Source organism: Varunaivibrio sulfuroxidans (assembly GCF_029318635.1).
GTDB lineage: Bacteria > Pseudomonadota > Alphaproteobacteria > Rhodospirillales > Magnetovibrionaceae > Varunaivibrio > Varunaivibrio sulfuroxidans.
On sequence record NZ_CP119676.1, the window covers coordinates 2,414,374 to 2,433,978 of the forward strand.

24 protein-coding genes are annotated in these 19,605 nt (G+C 61.8%); 15 read left to right on the forward strand and 9 right to left on the reverse strand.

Features of this window, described 5'->3' with window-relative positions; genetic code table 11:
* Positions 1 to 96: 96 nt before the first annotated feature.
* The 5 genes from P3M64_RS11350 (at position 97) to P3M64_RS11370 (ending at position 3,594) form a co-directional block, all read left to right on the forward strand.
* Complete coding sequence (locus P3M64_RS11350) at positions 97 to 1,290, forward strand: phosphoglycerate kinase (protein WP_132938597.1); 1,194 nt, start codon at positions 97 to 99, stop codon at positions 1,288 to 1,290.
* 344 nt (positions 1,291 to 1,634) lie between these two features.
* A complete protein-coding gene (locus tag P3M64_RS11355) occupies positions 1,635 to 1,847 on the forward strand; it encodes a hypothetical protein (RefSeq protein ID WP_132938596.1) in 213 nt (70 codons plus the stop codon).
* Between the two features lie 354 nt (positions 1,848 to 2,201).
* Positions 2,202 to 2,786 (forward strand): NUDIX hydrolase, encoded by a 585-nt coding sequence (locus P3M64_RS11360; RefSeq protein WP_132938595.1) that lies wholly within the window; start codon positions 2,202 to 2,204, stop codon positions 2,784 to 2,786.
* 169 nt (positions 2,787 to 2,955) lie between these two features.
* Positions 2,956 to 3,255, forward strand: a complete 300-nt coding sequence (locus tag P3M64_RS11365) for a hypothetical protein (RefSeq protein WP_132938594.1) — start codon at positions 2,956 to 2,958, stop codon at positions 3,253 to 3,255.
* Between the two features lie 93 nt (positions 3,256 to 3,348).
* Positions 3,349 to 3,594: a hypothetical protein gene (locus tag P3M64_RS11370; RefSeq protein ID WP_132938593.1), complete on the forward strand. Its 246-nt coding sequence runs from the start codon at positions 3,349 to 3,351 to the stop codon at positions 3,592 to 3,594.
* Between the two features lie 55 nt (positions 3,595 to 3,649).
* On the opposite strand, the gene ftsY is transcribed toward P3M64_RS11370, so the two are convergent.
* The 6 genes from ftsY to P3M64_RS11400 all read right to left on the reverse strand — a co-directional run bounded on the left by ftsY (position 3,650) and on the right by P3M64_RS11400 (position 8,596).
* Positions 3,650 to 4,564: a signal recognition particle-docking protein FtsY gene (gene ftsY / locus P3M64_RS11375; protein WP_132938592.1), complete on the reverse strand. Its 915-nt coding sequence runs from the start codon at positions 4,562 to 4,564 to the stop codon at positions 3,650 to 3,652.
* Positions 4,561 to 5,808: a tRNA (N(6)-L-threonylcarbamoyladenosine(37)-C(2))-methylthiotransferase MtaB gene (gene mtaB, locus P3M64_RS11380; RefSeq protein WP_132938591.1), complete on the reverse strand. Its 1,248-nt coding sequence runs from the start codon at positions 5,806 to 5,808 to the stop codon at positions 4,561 to 4,563. Before mtaB ends, ftsY begins: the two co-directional genes overlap by 4 nt.
* A 5-nt stretch (positions 5,809 to 5,813) precedes the next feature.
* On the reverse strand, positions 5,814 to 6,677 hold the full coding sequence (gene dapF, locus P3M64_RS11385; protein WP_132938663.1) for a diaminopimelate epimerase: 864 nt from the start codon (positions 6,675 to 6,677) through the stop codon (positions 5,814 to 5,816).
* A gap of 61 nt (positions 6,678 to 6,738) precedes the next feature.
* Positions 6,739 to 7,434 (reverse strand): hypothetical protein, encoded by a 696-nt coding sequence (locus P3M64_RS11390; protein WP_132938590.1) that lies wholly within the window; start codon positions 7,432 to 7,434, stop codon positions 6,739 to 6,741.
* 76 nt (positions 7,435 to 7,510) lie between these two features.
* Complete coding sequence (locus P3M64_RS11395) at positions 7,511 to 8,005, reverse strand: hypothetical protein (protein ID WP_132938589.1); 495 nt, start codon at positions 8,003 to 8,005, stop codon at positions 7,511 to 7,513.
* A gap of 153 nt (positions 8,006 to 8,158) precedes the next feature.
* The gene (locus tag P3M64_RS11400) at positions 8,159 to 8,596 is read right to left on the reverse strand and encodes a helix-turn-helix domain-containing protein (RefSeq protein WP_132938588.1); all 438 of its coding nucleotides are present in this window, start codon (positions 8,594 to 8,596) and stop codon (positions 8,159 to 8,161) included.
* 338 nt (positions 8,597 to 8,934) lie between these two features.
* On the opposite strand from P3M64_RS11400, the gene ffh reads away from it, so the two are divergent.
* The 8 genes from ffh (at position 8,935) to leuB (ending at position 16,068) form a co-directional block, all read left to right on the forward strand.
* The gene (gene ffh, locus P3M64_RS11405) at positions 8,935 to 10,293 is read left to right on the forward strand and encodes a signal recognition particle protein (RefSeq protein ID WP_132938587.1); all 1,359 of its coding nucleotides are present in this window, start codon (positions 8,935 to 8,937) and stop codon (positions 10,291 to 10,293) included.
* A gap of 99 nt (positions 10,294 to 10,392) precedes the next feature.
* Positions 10,393 to 10,806: a 30S ribosomal protein S16 gene (rpsP, locus tag P3M64_RS11410; protein WP_132938586.1), complete on the forward strand. Its 414-nt coding sequence runs from the start codon at positions 10,393 to 10,395 to the stop codon at positions 10,804 to 10,806.
* Positions 10,807 to 10,859: 53 nt separating this feature from the next.
* On the forward strand, positions 10,860 to 11,453 hold the full coding sequence (rimM, locus tag P3M64_RS11415; RefSeq protein ID WP_132938585.1) for a ribosome maturation factor RimM: 594 nt from the start codon (positions 10,860 to 10,862) through the stop codon (positions 11,451 to 11,453).
* Complete coding sequence (gene trmD / locus P3M64_RS11420) at positions 11,446 to 12,186, forward strand: tRNA (guanosine(37)-N1)-methyltransferase TrmD (protein ID WP_132938584.1); 741 nt, start codon at positions 11,446 to 11,448, stop codon at positions 12,184 to 12,186. The genes rimM and trmD overlap by 8 nt, the downstream gene beginning before the upstream one ends.
* Before the next feature lie 66 nt (positions 12,187 to 12,252).
* On the forward strand, positions 12,253 to 12,720 hold the full coding sequence (rplS, locus tag P3M64_RS11425) for a 50S ribosomal protein L19 (RefSeq protein ID WP_132938583.1): 468 nt from the start codon (positions 12,253 to 12,255) through the stop codon (positions 12,718 to 12,720).
* 152 nt (positions 12,721 to 12,872) lie between these two features.
* Positions 12,873 to 14,279: a 3-isopropylmalate dehydratase large subunit gene (leuC, locus tag P3M64_RS11430; protein WP_132938662.1), complete on the forward strand. Its 1,407-nt coding sequence runs from the start codon at positions 12,873 to 12,875 to the stop codon at positions 14,277 to 14,279.
* Between the two features lie 13 nt (positions 14,280 to 14,292).
* Positions 14,293 to 14,904, forward strand: coding sequence for a 3-isopropylmalate dehydratase small subunit (gene leuD, locus P3M64_RS11435; protein WP_132938582.1), 612 nt, complete (start codon positions 14,293 to 14,295; stop codon positions 14,902 to 14,904).
* 54 nt (positions 14,905 to 14,958) lie between these two features.
* The gene (gene leuB / locus P3M64_RS11440) at positions 14,959 to 16,068 is read left to right on the forward strand and encodes a 3-isopropylmalate dehydrogenase (protein ID WP_132938581.1); all 1,110 of its coding nucleotides are present in this window, start codon (positions 14,959 to 14,961) and stop codon (positions 16,066 to 16,068) included.
* Positions 16,069 to 16,162: 94 nt separating this feature from the next.
* Here leuB and P3M64_RS11445 read toward each other — a convergent pair whose 3' ends face one another.
* From P3M64_RS11445 to P3M64_RS11455, 3 genes are all read right to left on the reverse strand, one after another.
* Positions 16,163 to 17,014, reverse strand: a complete 852-nt coding sequence (locus P3M64_RS11445) for an anti-sigma factor family protein (RefSeq protein WP_132938580.1) — start codon at positions 17,012 to 17,014, stop codon at positions 16,163 to 16,165.
* Positions 17,011 to 17,526 carry a sigma-70 family RNA polymerase sigma factor gene (locus P3M64_RS11450; RefSeq protein ID WP_132938579.1) on the reverse strand — a complete coding sequence of 172 codons (516 nt, stop codon included), beginning with the start codon at positions 17,524 to 17,526 and terminating at the stop codon, positions 17,011 to 17,013. The genes P3M64_RS11445 and P3M64_RS11450 overlap by 4 nt, the downstream gene beginning before the upstream one ends.
* A gap of 155 nt (positions 17,527 to 17,681) precedes the next feature.
* Complete coding sequence (locus P3M64_RS11455; protein WP_207893127.1) at positions 17,682 to 18,134, reverse strand: nuclear transport factor 2 family protein; 453 nt, start codon at positions 18,132 to 18,134, stop codon at positions 17,682 to 17,684.
* A 199-nt stretch (positions 18,135 to 18,333) separates the two neighbouring features.
* On the opposite strand from P3M64_RS11455, the gene P3M64_RS11460 reads away from it, so the two are divergent.
* Both P3M64_RS11460 and P3M64_RS11465 read left to right on the forward strand, forming a co-directional pair.
* Positions 18,334 to 18,459, forward strand: coding sequence for a hypothetical protein (locus P3M64_RS11460; protein ID WP_276157029.1), 126 nt, complete (start codon positions 18,334 to 18,336; stop codon positions 18,457 to 18,459).
* A 111-nt stretch (positions 18,460 to 18,570) separates the two neighbouring features.
* A complete protein-coding gene (locus P3M64_RS11465) occupies positions 18,571 to 19,596 on the forward strand; it encodes an aspartate-semialdehyde dehydrogenase (protein WP_132938578.1) in 1,026 nt (341 codons plus the stop codon).
* The last annotated feature ends 9 nt before the right edge of the window (positions 19,597 to 19,605 follow it).

Below are 19,605 nucleotides of genomic sequence, written 5' to 3' on the forward strand. Positions count from 1 at the left end.
CCGGCAAACGCAATACCTTTAATCAATATCTTTGGTATTGCCACAGGAATATCGCCAAACGGCCCAGGGCCGTTGGGGAGGATCGAAGGGGAAACGATGAGCACCTTTAAAACCATTGACGATCTTGATGTTGCGGGAAAACGCGTGTTGCTGCGGGCCGATTTGAACGTGCCGATGCAAGATGGTCGGGTTTCCGACGCCACGCGCATCGAGAGGACCGCTCCGACGATCCGAGACCTCACCGCGCGCGGGGCTCGGGTGATCGTTCTCGCCCATTTTGGTCGCCCTAAGGGGCGGATCGTTTCCGACCTTTCGCTAAAGCCGGTGGCCGAGGAAACCGCCCGTGTCCTGGGCGTGCCGGTCGCTTTCGCCCCAGACGCCATCGGTGACGGCGCCCGTGCGGTGGTCGCGGCGATGAAGGATGGCGACGTCGCGATGCTCGAAAATGTACGCTTCCACGCCGAGGAAACCGAAAATGACGCCGGCTTCGCCAAGGCGCTGGCGGCATTGGGCGATATTTATGTCAACGACGCGTTCTCGACCGCCCACCGCGCCCACGCCTCGACCGAGGCGCTGGCGCGTATTCTGCCCGCCGCCGCCGGACGGTTGATGCAAAGCGAGATGGAAGCCTTGGGCGGCGCTCTGGAAAATCCCCAAAAGCCGGTCGCCGCCGTGGTCGGCGGGGCCAAGGTATCGACCAAGATGGAGGTCCTCGGCAATCTGGCGAAGAAGGTCGATATGATCATCATCGGTGGCGGCATGGCGAACACCTTTTTGCTCGCCCAGGGGTACGATATAGGGGTTTCCCTGTGCGAAAAAGAGATGACCGACGCGGCCTTGAAGATTATCGCCGACGCCAATGCCTCGGGCTGCGCGGTGGTCTTGCCGGTTGATTTGGTGGTGGCCAAGGAATTCAAAGCCGGCGCGGCCAATCGTGTGGTCGGCCTGGACGGCGTCGCCAGCGACGAAATGGCCCTCGATATCGGCCCCGCCTCGGTCGCGGAAATCGCAGCCAAGCTCGAAAGTTGCAAGACATTGGTCTGGAACGGCCCGTTCGGCGCGTTCGAAATCGAACCGTTCGACGCCGGCACCAATGCCGTCGCCCAGGCGGCGGCCCGCCTGACCAAGGCCGGTAAGCTACTTTCCGTCGCCGGTGGCGGGGATACGGTTTCGGCGCTGGCCCATGCCCGGGCGATCGATGATTTTTCATATGTCTCGACGGCGGGCGGTGCATTTTTGGAATGGTTGGAGGGGAAGACCCTTCCCGGCGTCGCCGTCTTGCAGGAGTGATTTCGGTTCCTTCTAGGGGCCGAAATCCGACGTCCGCATCGGCCAAGGGGGAGGGCAATAAAGAGCCGGTTTGCGATATGCCCTCGCGATGTGTTACAATGACAGTCGGCGTGGCGAGAGCGGTGTAATATAGGGACCGAGGGGTCGTCCCCGCCGGAAGCGCTGCGCAGGCGATCTTGAAAATATCGTTTGCGGCGCCTATATCGTGAAATGTACCCGTCCGATGCCATTGGTTTTGGCATGAAGTTTCGATAGATGGGGAAGATTTTGTGTATGCCTTTTTGATATGTGCCTTGGTGGGGTTTCGTGCCCGCGTGGGGCATTTTGGATAAGGAAAACGGATAATGTCGGCAATAGGAGCAGGTTCGGCGTCGAATGTCAGCGCGGCCCTGGCGACTTTGAGCCAGACCGTCCAGCAGGAACACATCGCCGCCGCCGCGGTCGTGCAGTCCGCCAATGAGGCGGCGAAACAGACCCCCAAGGTCAGCGCGCCCGACCCGACGCAAAGCGTCCCCCGCGATACGAGCCGGGGAGATGTGGTGGACATCAAGGCCTAGACCTAAGCAGGCCGTGTCGCGCGCGTGGCGTTCCAGGTGACGAGGTCCTGACCCTAGAGGTTTTTGGTGGGTTCCACAGGATTTGCGGGCGCGGGCGGGAGTTTTTGGCGCGGGCCGTAGCGGCCCGCGTTGTCGCGCCGGTCGCCTCTCTTCTCGGTTATTAGGTATCGGTTATCAGGTATCGATTGTCAGGCCTTCTTCCGATTGCGTCCGCGGGGGGCGATTGCGTCGTCGCCCTTTGGTCTCGCCGTCGCCTTTTGGTTAGGGGACGCGGTTTTGGCCGCCCGAGAACAAAGTCTTGCCCCCAAGAACAAAGTCTTGCCTAAGGGCGCTCTCAACGGTCAAACTGAGAAAATGAATACGGATCGCCCCGAGCACGACGCCGAGACGGCCCCTGACTCGCCCCCTTCTCCTCGGGCGCGAGAGGGCGGCGGACCTCTCGTGGAAACGATTCCCGAGGGTGATAACCGTGCGCGCTTGGTCTGTCCCGACTGTGGCTATATCGAATATGCCAACCCCAAGGTTGTCGTTGGCGCGGTGTGTGTTTGGGAGGAAAAAATTCTCCTCTGCCGGCGCGCCATCGCGCCTAGGATCGGCTATTGGACGATCCCCGCGGGGTATATGGAACTCAACGAAAGCACGACGGACGGGGCGGTGCGCGAGGTCCGTGAAGAAGCCTGTACGCGTATCCTGGTGGATGGTCTTGTCGGCATATACGAAATTCCCCATATCAGCCAAGTCCATGTCATCCACCGCGCCCGATTGAGTGAGCCGGTCTTCGCCCCCGGGATTGAAAGTCAGGAGGTGGCGTTGTTCGCCTGGGCGGATATTCCCTGGGATGCGCTGGCGTTTCCATCCAACACCTGGGCGCTGGAACGTTTTCGCGAGGGCGGCGGTCCGGTTCTGTATACCGCTAAGGATGTCGTCACGCTGGATTGAACCGCCGGATGGAATTTTTTGTGGCGCTATGGCGGTGGGGAAACTATGTAAACGAGACGCTTGGTGAAAAAATGACGTGGCGCGCGATAAACACCCGGAAAAATAACAGCGATGCAATGACGACGACGCATTGAGAAACGTTTAACTTTCTTAAGGCACACTTCGAGGTATGATGGACATCAAGCGGACCGTTTCCGAAAATCTAGGCGCACGCCCGGGGGCGCACGCCCGTTTGGGCGGTGCGCCTCGGCAAACGAAAGGGGCCGCCGTTCCCGGCGTCCAACGGTCTTCGGCGCAACCCGAAAGCTATCAACTCGCCCGGGATGCTGGTGCGCGCGCCAGGGTTTTTCACACCCCGGAAACGCCCCAAAATACGGCTTCCCTGGCCCGGCTCGACCGGATTTTGTCGTCCGGTCAACCCCTGCGCGGCGACGTGCCCCGGGGATATTACCTCAATATCGTCGTCTAACCGATCGCCGAAGGGTTGCCGCGCGCCTGAAACGGGGCGGTGGCCTCGCCACGCCCACAGTGACGCGACGTGCTACAGAGTAAGGAATGATACATGACCACACACGCTCAAATCGCGGCGAATTTGCTGCGCAACGCCGCTACGTTTTTTCGTGATATCGGAGGGCAAAATCCAGCGCTTGGCGAGCAAATGGGGATGAACGCGCAAACCTACGATGCGGTTGCCGATCTGGTTGAAAGAGATCCCATGGGTGTGATGGGAACGCCCGGCGATTCCGACACGGGACCCGATTCCGGCGCGCCCGAAAAGACAGACGGGCCGGACACCCCGTCGGCGTGATTTCCCCGAGGTACAGCCCCGGCGCCCCGCTTGAAAGTCTCGAACATCCCGCGGTTTAGAGGCCGACAAGCGAGCGGGCGAAACTTACCCCATCGAAGGGGCGCAGGTCGTCGGCGCCCTCGCCGACGCCGATGGCGACGATCGGCACGGCGTATTTTTGCGCCAGCGCCACCACCACGCCGCCCTTGGCGGTGCCGTCCAGTTTGGTCATCACCAGGGCGGATAGAGGCGCGACCTTGTTGAAGGTTTCGACCTGGGAATGGGCGTTTTGTCCGACGGTGGCGTCGAGGACGAGAACCGTGTCATGAGGCGCGCTGGGATCGACCTTGCGGATCACGCGGACGATTTTGTCCAGTTCGTCCATCAGGTGGCTTTTGTTCTGCAGTCGCCCCGCGGTGTCGATCAACAAGACGTCCATCCCCTGTTCGCGGGCGCTTTTCACGGCGTCGAACGCGAGGCCCGCCGCGTCGGCCCCGATATCGCGGGCGATCACCGGACAGCCGGTGCGTTCTCCCCAGACCTGGAGTTGTTCGACGGCGGCGGCGCGAAAGGTGTCGCCGGCGGCGAGCATGACCCGTAGGCCACGTTCGCTGAACTGTTTGGCGAGCTTGCCGATGGTCGTCGTCTTGCCGCTGCCGTTGACGCCGCACATTAAAATCACATGGGGGGCGTGGCTTGGGTCGATCTCGATCGGTCGGGCCACCGGATGCAGGATTTCGGCGATGTGTTCGGCCAGCGCGGTTTGCACTTCTTCGGGGCTGACGTCCTGATCGAACCGGTTCTTGGCGATTTGCGCGCTAAGGCGGGTGGCGTTTTCGACGCCGATATCGGTGGCGATGAGCAACTCTTCGAGATCTTCCAGCGCGGTTTTGTCCAACGGGCGCTTGGTGAACAGATCGACGATGCCGCCCGACAGCTTGGACGACGTTTTATTCAATCCGTGTTTCAGGCGGGAAAACCAACCGCTCATGGCGTCTCCTTTGCGATCAGGGCGTCGTCATCGAAATTGACGATGCGCAGGGTGTGGACGGTTCCCGGACGTAGCCGTCGATCGACCCTTACCGGGGCGAAATGGTCGGTGTGGCCGAAGCCGTTTTTTTCGACGAGGACGTTCACGTCGGCGTTGGCGAAGCGTTGCAAAAAACGCCGCCGGGCCAGGGTGCCTGCTTCGCGCAGGCGGCGCGCGCGATCTTTGATGTCGGCGGGGGCGACCTGAGGCATTTTTGCCGCCGGCGCGCCCGAACGCGGAGAAAAGGGAAAGACATGCAGCAGGTCGAGACCGAAGGCCTCCACCGCGTTCAGAGTGTTGGCGAACATGACGTCGGTTTCCGTCGGAAAGCCCGCGATCAGGTCGGCGCCAATGGCGATATCGGGGCGATAATGGCGGAGCAAGGAGATGGCGTCCACGGCCTGGGCGCGGCTGTGGCGGCGCTTCATCCGTTTCAAGATCATGTCGTCGCAGGCCTGGAGGCTAAGGTGGACATGGGGCATCATTCGTGCGTCCTCGGCGAACAAGCGCGCCAGATCGTCGTCGATGCCGTCCGGGTCCAGAGAACTGAGGCGCAGCCGCTTTAGGCTGGGAACGTCGTGCAAAATTGTGCGCACCAAGTGCGCCAGGGTCGGGCCGTTATCCCGTTCGGCGCCATAGGATGAGATGTCAACGCCGGTCAGCACCACCTCTTGGTGGCCGCCGGCGGCCAGCAGGCGCACCTGTTCGACGATCCGCGCGGCATCGACCGCACGGTTGGGGCCTCGGGCGAAGGGAATGATGCAAAATGTGCAACGGTGATCGCAGCCCTGTTGAATTTGCACGAAGGCGCGGGTGCGCCCCTCGATACCGCTGACCAACGGACCGCCGGCCACCTCGTCGGCCATGATGTCGGACACCGCGACGCCGGTGGCGTCGTTGCCGAGTAAGGTGGCGTGGCTCAATTTTTCACGGTTGCCGACGACACGATCGACTTCGGCCATGTCGGCGAAGGTTTCAGGGGAAAGCTGCGCCGCGCATCCGGTGACGATGATCTTGGCGTCGGGGCGTTCGCGGCGAATTTTACGAATGGTTTGGCGGGCTTGGCGTTCGGCTTCGCGGGTGACGGCGCAAGTGTTGACGATGACGGTGTCGCGCGCGCCGCCCCTGCGCGCCTGATCGCGCATCATTTCCGATTCCAACGTGTTTAGGCGGCAGCCCAGGGTAATGACTTCGGGTTCGACCATGGCGCTTAGTCTTCGGCGGTGTCGGCAGGGGACGGGGCGGTCAACGAGGGGGCGAGCGCGCCATCGTAGCTGATCGCCACGGGGCCGGTCATTAAGACGTGGTCGTCGGCGCGCCACTCGATGACGAGGGGGCCGCCGTCAAGTAAAACTTCGGCCGTGCGCCCGGTCAATCCGCGTCGGGCGCAGGCGACGAGAGTTGCGCATGCCCCGGTGCCGCAGGCCTGGGTGATTCCCGCGCCGCGTTCCCACACGCGCAGGCGGATATGCGCGCGGTCGATCACCTGGGCGGCTTCGATATTGGCGCGTTCGGGAAACAGGGGGTGTTTTTCCAGAATCGGGCCGTGGGTGTCGAGATCGATCGCCGTGACGTCCGCGACGATAAATACGGCGTGAGGGTTGCCGACGTTGACCGCCACCGGATCGCGTAGGGGGCCTGACGAAATGTTCAGGTGCGCCGTGTCGCGCTCTTCGTTTAGGGGAATGTCGCGCCAGCCAAGGCGGGCCGGTCCCATGTCCACCGTGATCGCGTCGCCCGGCGCGCGGTGGGCATGGAGATTACCCGCCCGGGTTTGTATGACGGCCTCGTCGCGCCCGGTCTCAAGCATGATCGCGGACGCGATACAGCGCGTGGCGTTGCCGCAAGCGCCAACCTCACCGCCGTCGGCATTGTAAATGCGCATGAAAACATCGGCGTCTTGGGATGCCGTGTCCGGATTTTCCATGATAATCACCTGATCGCAGCCGACGCCGGTGCGCCGGTTGGCGATAGCGGCGATTTGCCGGGCGTCCAGGTCTAACAAGCGCGCGCGCGCATCGAAAACGACGAAGTCGTTCCCTAGCCCGTGCATCTTGGTGAATGGTGTCGTCATCATGGGGCCTAATATGGCCGTATCGGGGCGAATGTCCATCTTTTTGCCGCGCGCGTCGCGTCTAGTCGGCGTCTTCACGGCGGGTGCGCAGGAAAGCGCGCATATGAAAAGCGGCCTGGGCCGATGCATAGCGGTGTTCTTTCCCCACCGGACACGCGCGCCGGGCGCGGCATCCCTCGTTCAGGCAATCGTGCCCATCGTCGGTTTTCAAATGCCGCGCGCAGGCGTCGTCGTCGTAGGCCTCCGCGGCGAAGGCATTGACCGGGCACGCCGAAAGACACGGTTTGGCGGCGCAGTCCCGGCATGTCGTCAACGGCGCGCTGGGGGGAGAGATGGTCAACCGCTGGGCAAACCCCAGCGCGCCGCGATAAGCATGCCAGGGCCCGAAGCGCGGATGGATCAACGTTCCGATCGGGCTTGGGGCGGCGCAATTGGCCGTGACGGCCCAACGTTGGAAGGGAAAATAGGGCGGTCCGTCGAAGGGAAAAAAGGCCTCGGCGTTGAAGGCGGCGGCCAGGGGAGTGATGACCCGGCGCGTCCATCGGTCGAGAGCGTCGTCTTCTTCGCGGCGCCGGGCGGTGAAGATGGGCCAGAACGCGGCGCCGCCGTTGCCGATCAAGACAATGGTCCGCACCGTCGTGAGAGAGGAGGGGGCGTTCGCCGCCGTGGGGTGAAAAGCGCCCATGACGCGCAGCCCCGAGGGGACCAGCGCCCGGTCGATCGCGGTGATGTCGGAAGGCGGCGGTGGAGGGGTCATCGAGGAATGTTCCTGTCAAGCGCGGCGCCGGGCGCCCGGTTCCTCTTGTGCGTCGTCGCAGGGGAAGCGTTCTGTCTCAATCCTCGGCGAGAAGCTGTATCATTTCAAGAATTTCATGGCGGGCGTTATCGTCGATGCTCAAGAACGCCTCCAGCAATTCGCCAATTTCCTCATGTTCGTCGGCGGGCAAATCAATTTGCGGGTCTTCGAAAAAATAACCGGGATCGACGTTCAAGGCCAAGGCGAGGCGGGCCAGGAGTCCCGGCGATATGCCGATCTGCGCATTTTCCACGGCGTCGACCGTTCCCGCGGGAAGGCCGCCGATACGGTCGAGTTCGGGACAACTGAATTTCAGCGCGGCGCGGCGCTGGGCGATGCGCTTGCGGACGCCGGAATCGAGAAGCGCGTCCCGCAAAACTGCCGTGTCCGCGGCCTCTCTCGCGGAATCATGATCGGGGGGGGCGATGTGCGTTTTTATCGCGTTCGAAGACGAGGACGCGCGGGAGGGGGCGGTTTTGACCAGACGGGGAGTAGGCGGGGACTTGGGAATATCGCTTGGGTGCGACGCCATATCATACACTCATTCGTTTCGTTAAAAAATAGGGTGAACGAAGCAAAGTAAGTTGTATTTATATCATCACACACGCTAAAGTATAGGTTGGGGGCGCGAAAAAAAATTCTCGCGCCATGCAAGGGAGCATGTCTCGGACGATCGGGGTGACGCCTAAGTCGCGGCGTCGCGGGTTTCGGCGATGGTCTTGACCAACTGGAAGATGCGTTGACGGACCTTGGTGTTGACGATACGAAAATAGTTGTGCACCAGTTTAATGGATTCCGTCGAGGACATCGGGTCGTGGTCGAATTTGGAAATCGCACTATCGCTCAGCCCGTCGCCCGCGTGGCCTCCGTGCGTGATCTCTTTGGGGATATCGTGAAAAAAATACGCCACATCGACATCGAGGGCTTGCGACATGCGATATAAGTTGCTGGCGCCGACGCGGTTGGTTCCGTTTTCGTATTTTTGAATTTGTTGAAACGTTACGTTTAATTTTTTTCCAATTTCCGATTGGCTAATGCGCAACCCCGTGCGTCGGGCCTTGATGCGTGCGCCGACATGAATGTCGATGGGGTCGGGATGATCTTTAGGTGGTCTCCGTTTCATGTAATTACTTCTCTCAAGGCGGGTGATTGTGAACGTAATTTTCGATACAATGGAGCATGGACGTCGGCGTTCTGTCAATAAGGCCAGCCCTGAGGTTGGCCTTGAAGGGGGCTTCGGAGGATATAAATAAAAGCGTATATAAAATTGGGGATGGCGCTTAAATATTGACATCCGGCGGCTCCACGCTTATGTTGCGCGCCTTGCCGCCGTGATGGCGGTGAACACACGCCCCGAGGGGCATCGTCAGTCCGCGAGTTTCGCGCGCTGGCGCGTTTGTCGTTTTGGTATATTTTTTACATGGCGCAGGCTAAGGCCTGGGCTCAAGAGCCGGAAAAGAGATGTTCGAAAACCTGTCCAGCCGCTTAGGCGACATTTTCGACGGCCTGAAGAGGCGCGGCGTCCTTAAGGAATCCGACGTTACGGACGCCATGCGCGACGTGCGGTTGGCCCTACTTGAGGCCGATGTCGCCTTGCCGGTGGTGAAGGATTTTATCGCCAAGGTTACCGAAAGCGCCTTGGGGCAAGACGTCTTGCGCTCGGTGACGCCGGGGCAGATGGTCGTCAAGATCGTCAACGATCAACTGGCGGCGATGCTGGGTGCCGACGACAGTGCGCTGAAGCTCGCCAATCCGCCCGCCGCGATTTTGATGCTTGGCCTGCAAGGGTCTGGAAAAACCACGACCACCGCCAAGATCGCGCGTCGCCTGACCCGCCGCGACAAGAAGAAAGTGCTGATGGCGTCGCTCGACATTTATCGTCCGGCGGCGCAGCAGCAGTTGGCGCACCTCGGCAAGCAATCGGAGATCGTGACCCTGCCGATCGTATTGGGCGAGCGACCGTTGGCGATCGCCAAACGGGCGATGGATGTCGCGCGCCGCGAAGGCTACGACGTGGTGATTTTGGACAGCGCCGGTCGTCTTCATATCGATCAAGAATTGATGGACGAGGTGGCGGCGGTCGCCAAGGCGACCGGGCCTAGCGAGAAACTTCTGGTGACCGACGCCATGACGGGCCAGGACGCGGTCAACGTGGCACGGGAATTCGACCAAAAGGTCGGTATCAGCGGCATCGTGTTGACCCGCGTCGATGGCGACGCTCGCGGCGGCGCGGCGCTGTCGATGCGCGCGGTCAGCGGGCGTCCGATCAAATTGATGGGGGTCGGCGAAAAACTCGACGACCTTGAGGAATTCGACGCCCAGCGCATCGCCGGGCGGATCCTCGGCATGGGCGACGTGGTCGGCCTGGTCGAAAAGGCCGCCGAGGTCATCGAGAACGAAGACGCCGAAAAAATGGCCGCCAAGATGCTCAAGGGTGCGTTTACCCTTGAGGATATGAGCGCGCAGTTGGGTCAGTTGCGCAAGATGGGCGACATGAAGGGGCTTTTGGGGATGTTGCCGGGTGTTGGCAAGGTTAAAAAGCAGCTCGACGCCGCCAATATCGATGATAAGGCGATCGCTCGCCAGCATGCGATTATTCAATCCATGACCGCCGTGGAGCGGCGTAATCCCAAGGTGCTCAACGGTTCGCGCCGCCGGCGCATCGCCGCCGGTTCGGGGACCTCGGTTCAAGACGTTAACCGCCTACTCAAACAGTTCATGATGATGAGCAAGATGATGAAGAAGGCGGGAAAAATGGGAAAGAAAGGACGGCTCGGATCCGCGATGGGACCCGGCGGCATGATGCCGCCGATGCACTGACGCCCGAAAGGTCTTTTTTAATGTGTTCGGTTTATCGAGTGGCGTTTCCCGGCGATTAGGGGCGGCGCGCACCAAAGAAAAGAAAGAGAGTATTGAGATATGTCTTTACGGATCAGGCTTTCCCGCGGCGGCGCCAAAAAGCGTCCCTTCTATCGTGTCGTCGTCGCCGATTCGCGCAGCCCGCGTGACGGCAAATTCATCGAACGGCTCGGCACATACAATCCGATGGTCGCCAAGGATCATCCCGAACGGTTGATTTTGAACGAAGAACGTATCAAGCATTGGCTTGGCGTCGGCGCGCTGCCATCCGACCGTGTCGCCCGTTTTCTGGGCGCGGCGGGAATTGTCGCCGTCCCGGCCGTGCCGAAGCAAACCAAGAAAAATCAACCTAAGGCGAAGGCGCAGGAACGTCTGCGCGAGGCCGAGGAAAAGGCCGCCGAAGCCGCTGAGGCCGCTGCGACCGCCGCCGCGGCTCCAGATGAAGCCGCCGAGGCCGCCCCGGCAAGCGCGTAAACTGGGGTGCGGGCAGTGCGCCGCCAAGGCGTCGATCCCGCGTGGTGATGGCGATGACCCAACGATGTGCGCCGCAGCACGGCGAAAACAAGGCGCCCGGCGCACGGGTTTTGGTCGCCGTTGTTACCGGGGTTCGGGGGCTGAAAGGTGAGGTCCGCCTGAAGAGTTTTACCGCGGATCCGACCCGGGTGGACGCCTACGGCCCCTTATCCGACGAGAGTGGGCGGCGGCGGTTTTCGCTTCGCACTGTCGGTGCGGCCAAGGGCGGGCAGGTGATCGCTCGGATTGACGGCGTCGCCGACCGCACCGCCGCCGAGGCTTTAAAGGGGGTGCGTCTGTACGTGGATCGTGACGCCCTGCCCGAGCCCGAGGAGGATGAATATTACTTGTCCGATCTCGTCGGGCTGATCGTGGTGGACGGCGCGGGCGAGAATTTTGGGCGCGTCGAGGCGGCCGACGATTATGGGGCCGGCGTGGTGCTCGATATCGTATGCGAAGATGGTGTGCGGGTTGTGGTTCCGTTCACACGGGCGGTCATTCCCGAAGTCGATCTCGCTGGGCGGCGCATGGTGATCGTTCCGCCGGGCGGGCTGTTCGATACACCGCCAAACGAGGACGGCGGCGAAGGTGGTGACGCGGATGGGTGACGTTGTTCGCCGACCATGGTCGGCCCGCTTGCTGACGCTGTACCCGGAGATGTTTCCCGGGCCGCTGGGTCAATCGTTGGCGGGACGGGCGTTGGAAGACGGACGGTGGTCGCTGGAAACGGTGAATATCCGGTCTTTTGCGACCGACAAGCACCACACCGTCGATGATACGCCGAGCGGCGGCGGGGCGGGCATGGTGATGCGTCCCGACGTGATCGACCGGGCGTTGACGGGAGTGATGGCGGACGGCGCGGTGACGGCGACGGATGGTGCGCCGTTGATCTATTTGACGCCAAGGGGGCGTCCCCTGACCCAAGATCGGGTCAAGGCCCTGGCCGAGGGGCCGGGCGTCGTGGTGTTGTGCGGGCGTTTCGAGGGGGTGGACCAAAGGGTGTTGGACGCCCGCGCCGCCGAAGAAATATCGGTCGGCGATTTCGTTCTTTCGGGGGGCGAGATCGCGGCCTTGGTGCTTTTGGATGCGTGCGTGCGTCTGCTGCCGGGGGTCATCGGCAGCCGGCAATCGCTGGACGAGGAGAGTTTCGAGCGGGATCTTTTGGAATACCCGCACTACACGCGGCCGCGCAGTTGGGCGGGGCGGGACGTCCCTGAGGTCCTGCTATCGGGGCATCACGAAAAAATTTGCGCTTGGAGGCAAGCCCAGAGCGAAATCGTCACCCGTGAACGCCGCCCGGATTTGTGGGCGCGTTATTTGAAAAACAGGGTGTCGAAATAAACGAGAGTTGGAATTTAGGCCATAGCCGGGTATAACCCCGGCCAGACAGACATAAGGAACAGTGTCATGAACATGATCGAACAGATCGAAAGCGAACAGCTGGATAAGCTGGCCGCCGGGCGTGAAACGCCGCAATTCGCCCCTGGCGATACCGTCAAGGTGCAGGTCAAGGTGATCGAAGGTACGCGCGAACGCTTGCAGGCGTTCGAAGGCGTGTGCATCGCGCGTAAGAACAAGGGGCTGAATTCCTCGTTCACGGTGCGTAAGATCGCTTCCGGCGAAGGTGTGGAACGCGTTTTCCCGTTGTATTCGCCCAACGTCGCCACGATCGAGGTCGTGCGCCGCGGCGATGTGCGCCGGGCTAAGTTGTATTATCTGCGCGGGCGCACCGGTAAGGCCGCGCGTATCGCCGAAAAAACCGACGGTTATTCGGGTAAGTTGACGGCGGGCGAACGCGCCGCCGCATCCGAGGCCAAGGTCGCGGCGCGCGCTGCCGCAATGGCCGCGGCCGAGGAGAAAACCAAGGAAAAATAAGGCGGCGCGTCCCGCTCGATGGCCTTTATGTCCCCACGCCCGTGACGCCATTGGCGTTATGGATGTGTGGGGCGGCCGCGGGGACGTGGTTGCGTGCGTAGACAATAAAAAATGCCGGGGGAGGCGTGGGCGGTATGGATAAGCCCCAGACACTGTCGGATAAGAAGACACTGTTCGATAAAATATGGCGAAGCCATCTGATCGAGGCGCAGGATGACGGCGCGTGCCTGATTTATATCGACCGCCACCTCGTCCACGAAGTGACCTCGCCGCAGGCTTTCGAGGGCCTGCGCGCCGCAGGTCGCGCCGTGCGCGCGCCCAAACAAACCCTTGCGGTCGCCGATCACAATGTGCCGACCACCGGGCGGGCGCGTGGCATCGCCAACGAACAATCGCGCATTCAAGTCGAAACCCTGGAAAAAAATGTCGCCGAGTTCGGCGTTCCTTATTTCTCGATGGACGACATTCGCCAGGGCGTTGTTCATATCGTCGGCCCCGAGCAGGGGTTTACTTTGCCCGGCATGACGATTGTCTGCGGCGATAGCCACACCGCGACCCACGGCGCTTTCGGGGCGTTGGCCTTCGGTATCGGCACCTCGGAGGTCGAGCATGTCTTGGCGACCCAGACGCTGGGCCAGAAACCGGCCAAGAACATGCGCGTCACCGTGACCGGAAGTTTGCCCGCGGGCGTCGGCGCGAAAGACATCGTGCTGGCGATCATCGGCGAGATCGGCACCGCGGGCGGTACCGGATATGTCATCGAGTACGCCGGCGAGGCGATAACGGCGCTGTCCATGGAAGGGCGGATGACGGTCTGCAACATGACCATCGAAGCGGGCGCGCGCGCCGGTCTGATCGCCCCGGACGAGACCACCTTCGATTACCTGAAGGGGCGTCCGATGGTCCCCAAGGGCGGGGCTTGGGAGCAGGCGGTGGCCTACTGGCGTGGCCTAAAAAGCGACCCCGAGGCACGCTTCGACAAGGAAGTGACGATCGACGCCTCGACCCTGGTTCCCAACGTCACTTGGGGCACCAGCCCGGAAGATGTGATCGGCATCGACGGGCGCGTGCCCGACCCCGCCCAGGAGGCCGATGAAGGCAAACGCCGCTCGATGGCGCGGGCGTTGACGTATATGGGTCTTGAGGCGGGGATGGCGATGTGTGACATTGTTATCGACCGGGTCTTCATCGGCTCGTGCACCAACGGGCGGATCGAAGATTTGCGCGCCGCCGCCGCGATCGCCAAGGGGCGCAAGGTCGCCCCCGGCGTCGGCGCGATGGTGGTGCCGGGCTCCGGGCTGGTCAAGGAACAGGCCGAGGCCGAAGGCCTGGATGCGATCTTCCTTGAGGCCGGCTTTGAATGGCGCGACGCGGGTTGTTCGATGTGTTTGGCGATGAACGACGATAAATTAAAGGCGGGCGAACGCTGCGCCTCGACATCGAACCGCAATTTCGAGGGCCGCCAGGGCAAAGGCGGGCGTACCCACCTGGTCAGTCCCGCGATGGCCGCCGCCGCTGCGATCCGTGGAAAATTGACCGACGTGCGCACGCTGGATTGAGGGGAAAAAGCGGATGGACAAGTTCACTAAACTGTCAGGGATCGCCGCGCCGTTGCCGATCCGCAACGTCGATACCGACATGATCATTCCCAAGCAGTTCCTTAAGACCATCAAACGCACCGGGCTGGGCAAGAATCTGTTCGACGAGATGCGCTACCTCGACGACGGCTCGGAAAATCCCGATTTCGTCCTCAACAAGCCGGCCTATCGTAACGCCAAGATCCTGGTGGCGGGGGACAATTTCGGTTGCGGGTCGTCGCGCGAACACGCGCCGTGGTCGATCCTCGATTTCGGCATTCGCTGTATCGTCGCCACCAGCTTCGCCGACATCTTCTACAACAACTGTTTCAAGAACGGCATCTTGCCGATCCGTCTACCCCAGGAAGACGTCGATAAGCTGATGGACGACGCTGAGCGCGGCGCCAACGCCGTCGTTACCGTGGATCTTGAGAAACAGGAAATTACCGGGCCGGACGGCGGGCGGATCTCCTTCGATATCGACCCGTTCCGCAAGCAATGCTTGCTCGAAGGGTTGGACGATATCGCCCTGACCCTGAAAAAGGGCGAGAAAATCGACGCGTTCGAGGCCCGCTACCGGCTCGGCCAGCCCTGGCTGTTCGCTTGACGGCCCATCTCAAAGCCCTGAAACGTCCTCTCGAAGATTAAGGAGCCGTCCGACATGTCTGCAAATATGAAACTTCTCATGCTGGCCGGCGACGGTATCGGACCCGAGGTGATGGGCGAGGTCAAACGGGTTATCTCGTGGATGGATAAGCGCCGTCACGTCGCCTTTGATCTTGACGAGGACCTGGTCGGTGGCGCCTGCTACGACGCCCACGGCGTCGCCGTCACCGACGCCACCATGGACAAGGCGATGTCCGTGGATGCGGTTTTGTTGGGGGCCGTCGGTGGGCCGAAGTGGGATGACGTAGCCCGCGCACACCGTCCCGAGGCGGGCCTCTTGCGCCTGCGCAAGGACATGGATTTGTTCGCCAACCTGCGTCCGGCGGTGGTGTTCGACGCGCTGATCGACGCCTCGACCCTGAAGCCCGAGGTGGTGCGCGGCCTGGACATCATGATCGTGCGCGAATTGACGGCGGGGGTCTATTTCGGCCAGCCGCGCGGCACGGATGTACGCGACGGTGTGCGCTACGGCTTCGACACCCAAATTTATTCCGAACCGGAGATCGACCGTGTGGCGCGTGTCGCCTTCGATTTAGCCAAGAAACGCGGCAATAAGGTGACCTCGGTGGAAAAGGCCAACGTCATGGAATCGGGCGTGTTTTGGCGTGAAGTGGTTTCCAACGTCCACCGCGAGGCTTACGGCGACGTCGCGTTGAACCACATGTACGCCGATAACTGCGCCATGCAGTTGGTGCGCTGGCCCGGCCAGTTCGACGTCATCGTCACCGACAACCTGTTCGGCGATATCCTATCCGATTGCGCCGCCATGTTGACGGGATCGCTCGGCATGTTGCCCTCGGCGTCATTGGGCGAAGCCGACGCCAGCGGTTTTCGCCGCGCCATGTACGAGCCGGTGCACGGCTCCGCCCCCGATATCGCCGGGCAAAATAAGGCCAATCCGCTGGCGACGGTGCTTTCGTTCTCGATGATGCTGCGTTATTCCTTCGACATGGGCGCGGACGCCGATCTGATCGACGCGGCGGTCAAGAACGTGCTCGCCGCCGGGCTGCGCACCGCCGATATCATGTCCGACGGGGCGACTTTGGTTTCGACCGAAGGCATGGGCCGGGCGCTGATCGGCGAACTGGACAAGATGGCGGCCTAGCGCGCGCGAACTTTTCACGGCGCCGCCAAAGTCACGGCATCCCCCAAGCCGGGCCGCGAGGCGCTTTGCGGTGGACTCCCTCAGGCGATCAAGCCTAGGCGATCAAGGCGTTGTAGGCCTGGCGCGCCAGCCTGAGCAGCTGTTGGCGGGGCAAGTTTCCGGCGAGGGCGTAACCCAGGCCGCCCTCGATCCAATAAACTGCGGATGTGTTTTCCTCGTTGACGAAACGAAACGAGGTTTCGCCCTTGTCGGCGACGGTCTTCACCGAAAGCGTCACCCGTCGCCCGGCGCCGTCCTGGTACATGAACAAAGCGGCGGGGCGCCCATCGTCGGCGAGCAGGCGTCCGCCGATGAGATGAAAGCCGTCCCCCGCCATGTCGGGGGCGCGCACGGCGCGGCCCAGGCGCTTGGACAGCCAGGCGATCAAGTGATCTTCCTCGTTGGCGCCGACCTCGACCGGGTGGCGGACATCGACGGCGTAAACATTATGGGCGCCCATGGCGCGTTCGGCATAGGCCGCGCCGATGCCCGTGGGCGTGTTCGAGGGCGAGACCAAAGACGACGGGGCCGCCGCGCCCCGGCCCAGCCAGCCGCCGCCGGCGCCGATCGCGATCAAGGCGACGGCGGCGGCCAGCCGGCGTAGTGTCGGGGCCGGCGCCCAACGTTTGACGTCGTTATGCGCCGTCCCGCCCGCCGCCGTTTCTCTCAACCCCAGCATCGCCGTCATGGTCGGGCTGAGTTCCTCGTTCAAAACGGCGTCGTAGCGCAGATGTAAATCCTGCTTTTGCGCGCGATAGGCCGCCACCTTGCGCGCCAGTTCGGGGCTTTTGGCGATGGCCGTTTCGATGTCGTCGCGGTCCGCGCCGTCCAGTTCGCCATCGACATAGGCGTGAACCATGGCGTCGAGTATGGAGCCGTCGGAGGCGTCGTTCTTTTTGCCGTTCATTTGATCCTCCTCAGTGCCGGGGCATGGCGGGTGTCTCCCTCCATCAAGATGCGCAGACGTTCGCGTCCGCGCGACAACCGCGACATCACCGTGCCCATGGGGATGTCGAGAATTTCGGAGACCTCCTTGTAGTCCATCCCCTCCAGCCCGACCAGGACGACGACCTCGCGCTGATCGAGACTGAGGGCGGCCAGGGCGCGTTCGATATCGCGGATGATGACGCCGTGTTCGGAATTTTCGGTGGCGGCGACGGTGTCATCGAGGGCCTCGTCCCAAGCATCGGTGGGCCGATTTTTCTCGCGTCGGTGGTTGTTCAGATGGACGTTGTGGACAATGCTCAGAAGCCAGGCGCGCAGATTGCTGTCGCGGCGAAAAAGGTGCAACTTCTCAAGCGCGCGTTCCAGGCTTTGTTGCACCAGATCGTCGGCGCGATGGATGTCGCCCGACAACAGGGCGCGGGCGTAACGCCGGACCCGGGGCAACTCGCCTGCGATGGCGTGGCGGATATCCATGTCGAAGGGTCCTTATCACCGCTTTCGAGCGCTATCTCGGCCCGTGGCGGAGCGATCATAACGCATCTCGCCGACGGCGTCTCCCGGTCTGAATTGTCGCGAGACCGGAAGACGCCCCGGGGAGAGATCGTGAACGGCGGCTTTCGTCGGCGCGCTTAGTACGCCGTCAGCTTGGGGTCGATCTGCCAGATTTCATCGACCAACCGTTCGCCGCGATAGACCAGCACATAGCGCACCGGAATGGTTTTATTGCCGGCGAACTTGACCCGCGCCACCACGGTCGCGCCCTGCGCGTTGGCGCCTTGGGAAATATCGATCACCTCGGCGTGCATTTTACCCTGTCCCTTGGTGAACTTCGTCCACACTTGGGCGATGCTGTCCGCCCCGGTGTAGGCGCCGTCGAGGGGACCGCCGACCCACTGGAAAAGGGCGTCCTTGGCGTAATGGGATTTCAGCGCGGCGATATCCCCCGCGGCGATGGCCTGAAAATGCGCTTCGGCCATGTCCGTGGCGCTCATGCCCATGGCGTCGTCGGCGAAGGCGTTGGACAGCGGCGCGCCCAGGGCGGCGGCGACGGTGGCGGTGGCGAGGATATGTTTCATGTTCATCGAAGGATTTCCTTGATCAGGTTAACGGCGGAACATCCGCCTCTATAGGGGTAAACACGCCCACGCCGGTTTTATTCCCAAGAGGAGATATTTTTTTTTGTTTCTTCGATCCGCCGTTGGGAATAGGGGGGGGGGATAATCCTTGCCTTTTTTTAGGGCGCGGGTTAAGTCAGGGGTGGTTTTCTTCAGGGTTGAGCCGATGAACGCAATTTTCACGATCGCGAAAGTACGCAAGAACGATGTGACGGTTCCGTCGCGTGCGCGTGTGTTCGCCGCCTTGACGACGACCAAACCGGCGACGGTGAAAACTCAAACCGCACCTTAGGCGGGCCGGTTCGCATAAACGTGAACGAAACAGGCCCGCGCAAGACGCGGGCCTTTCGTTTTTTTGGGGGGGCGCGTATATGCCGGCGCCATTAAAGTGGAGTAGCGATACATGGGATACAAGATTGCAGTCGTCGGGGCGACGGGGAATGTCGGACGCGAGATTCTGAATATCCTCGCGGAGAGAAATTTTCCCGCCGACGAGGTGGTGGCGTTGGCGTCGAGTCGCTCCGTCGGGCGTGAGATATCAATGGGCGAGGACGACGTGCTCAAGGTCCAGGACCTGGCGACGTTCGATTTTTCCGGTACCGATATCGTGCTGTCGTCCCCCGGTGCGAAGGTGTCGGCCGAGTTCGCGCCTAGGGCCGCCGCCGCCGGGGCTGTGGTGATCGACAACACCTCGCACTTTCGCACCGACCCCGACGTTCCCCTGGTGGTGCCCGAGGTCAATCCCGGTGCGATCGCGGGCTATACCAAAAAGGGCATCATCGCCAATCCCAATTGTTCGACGATCCAATTGGTGGTGGCTTTGAAGCCGCTTCATGATCTGGCGCGCATTCGACGTGTCGTGGTGGCGACCTACCAGTCGGTGTCGGGCGGCGGTAAGGACGCTATGGATGAACTGTTCAATCAGACCCGCGGCATTTACATGAACGATCCCGCCCACAAACATCAAAACAAGTTCACCAAGCAGATCGCCTTTAATGTGATCCCTCACATCGATATCTTCATGGACGACGGCGCGACCAAGGAAGAGTGGAAAATGATGGTCGAAACCAAGAAAATTCTCGACCCCAAGATTAAACTCACGGCGACCTGCGTGCGGGTTCCCGTCTTTGTCGGTCATGGCGAGGCGGTAAACGTGGAATTCGAAACCCCGTTTGATGAAGATCAGGCGCGCGAGGCCTTGCGCGCCGCGCCGGGCGTCTCGGTGATCGATCATCGCGCCGACGAAGGCTATGTCACCCCGGTCGAGTGCGCCGGCGAGGACGCGGTTTACGTCAGTCGCCTGCGCGCCGACCCCACGATGGATAACGCCCTCAACATGTGGGTGGTCTCGGACAATCTGCGCAAGGGCGCGGCGCTCAACACGGTGCAGATCGCCGAGGTTCTGGCGGCGGATTATCTGGGCGCATGAATACCCGCC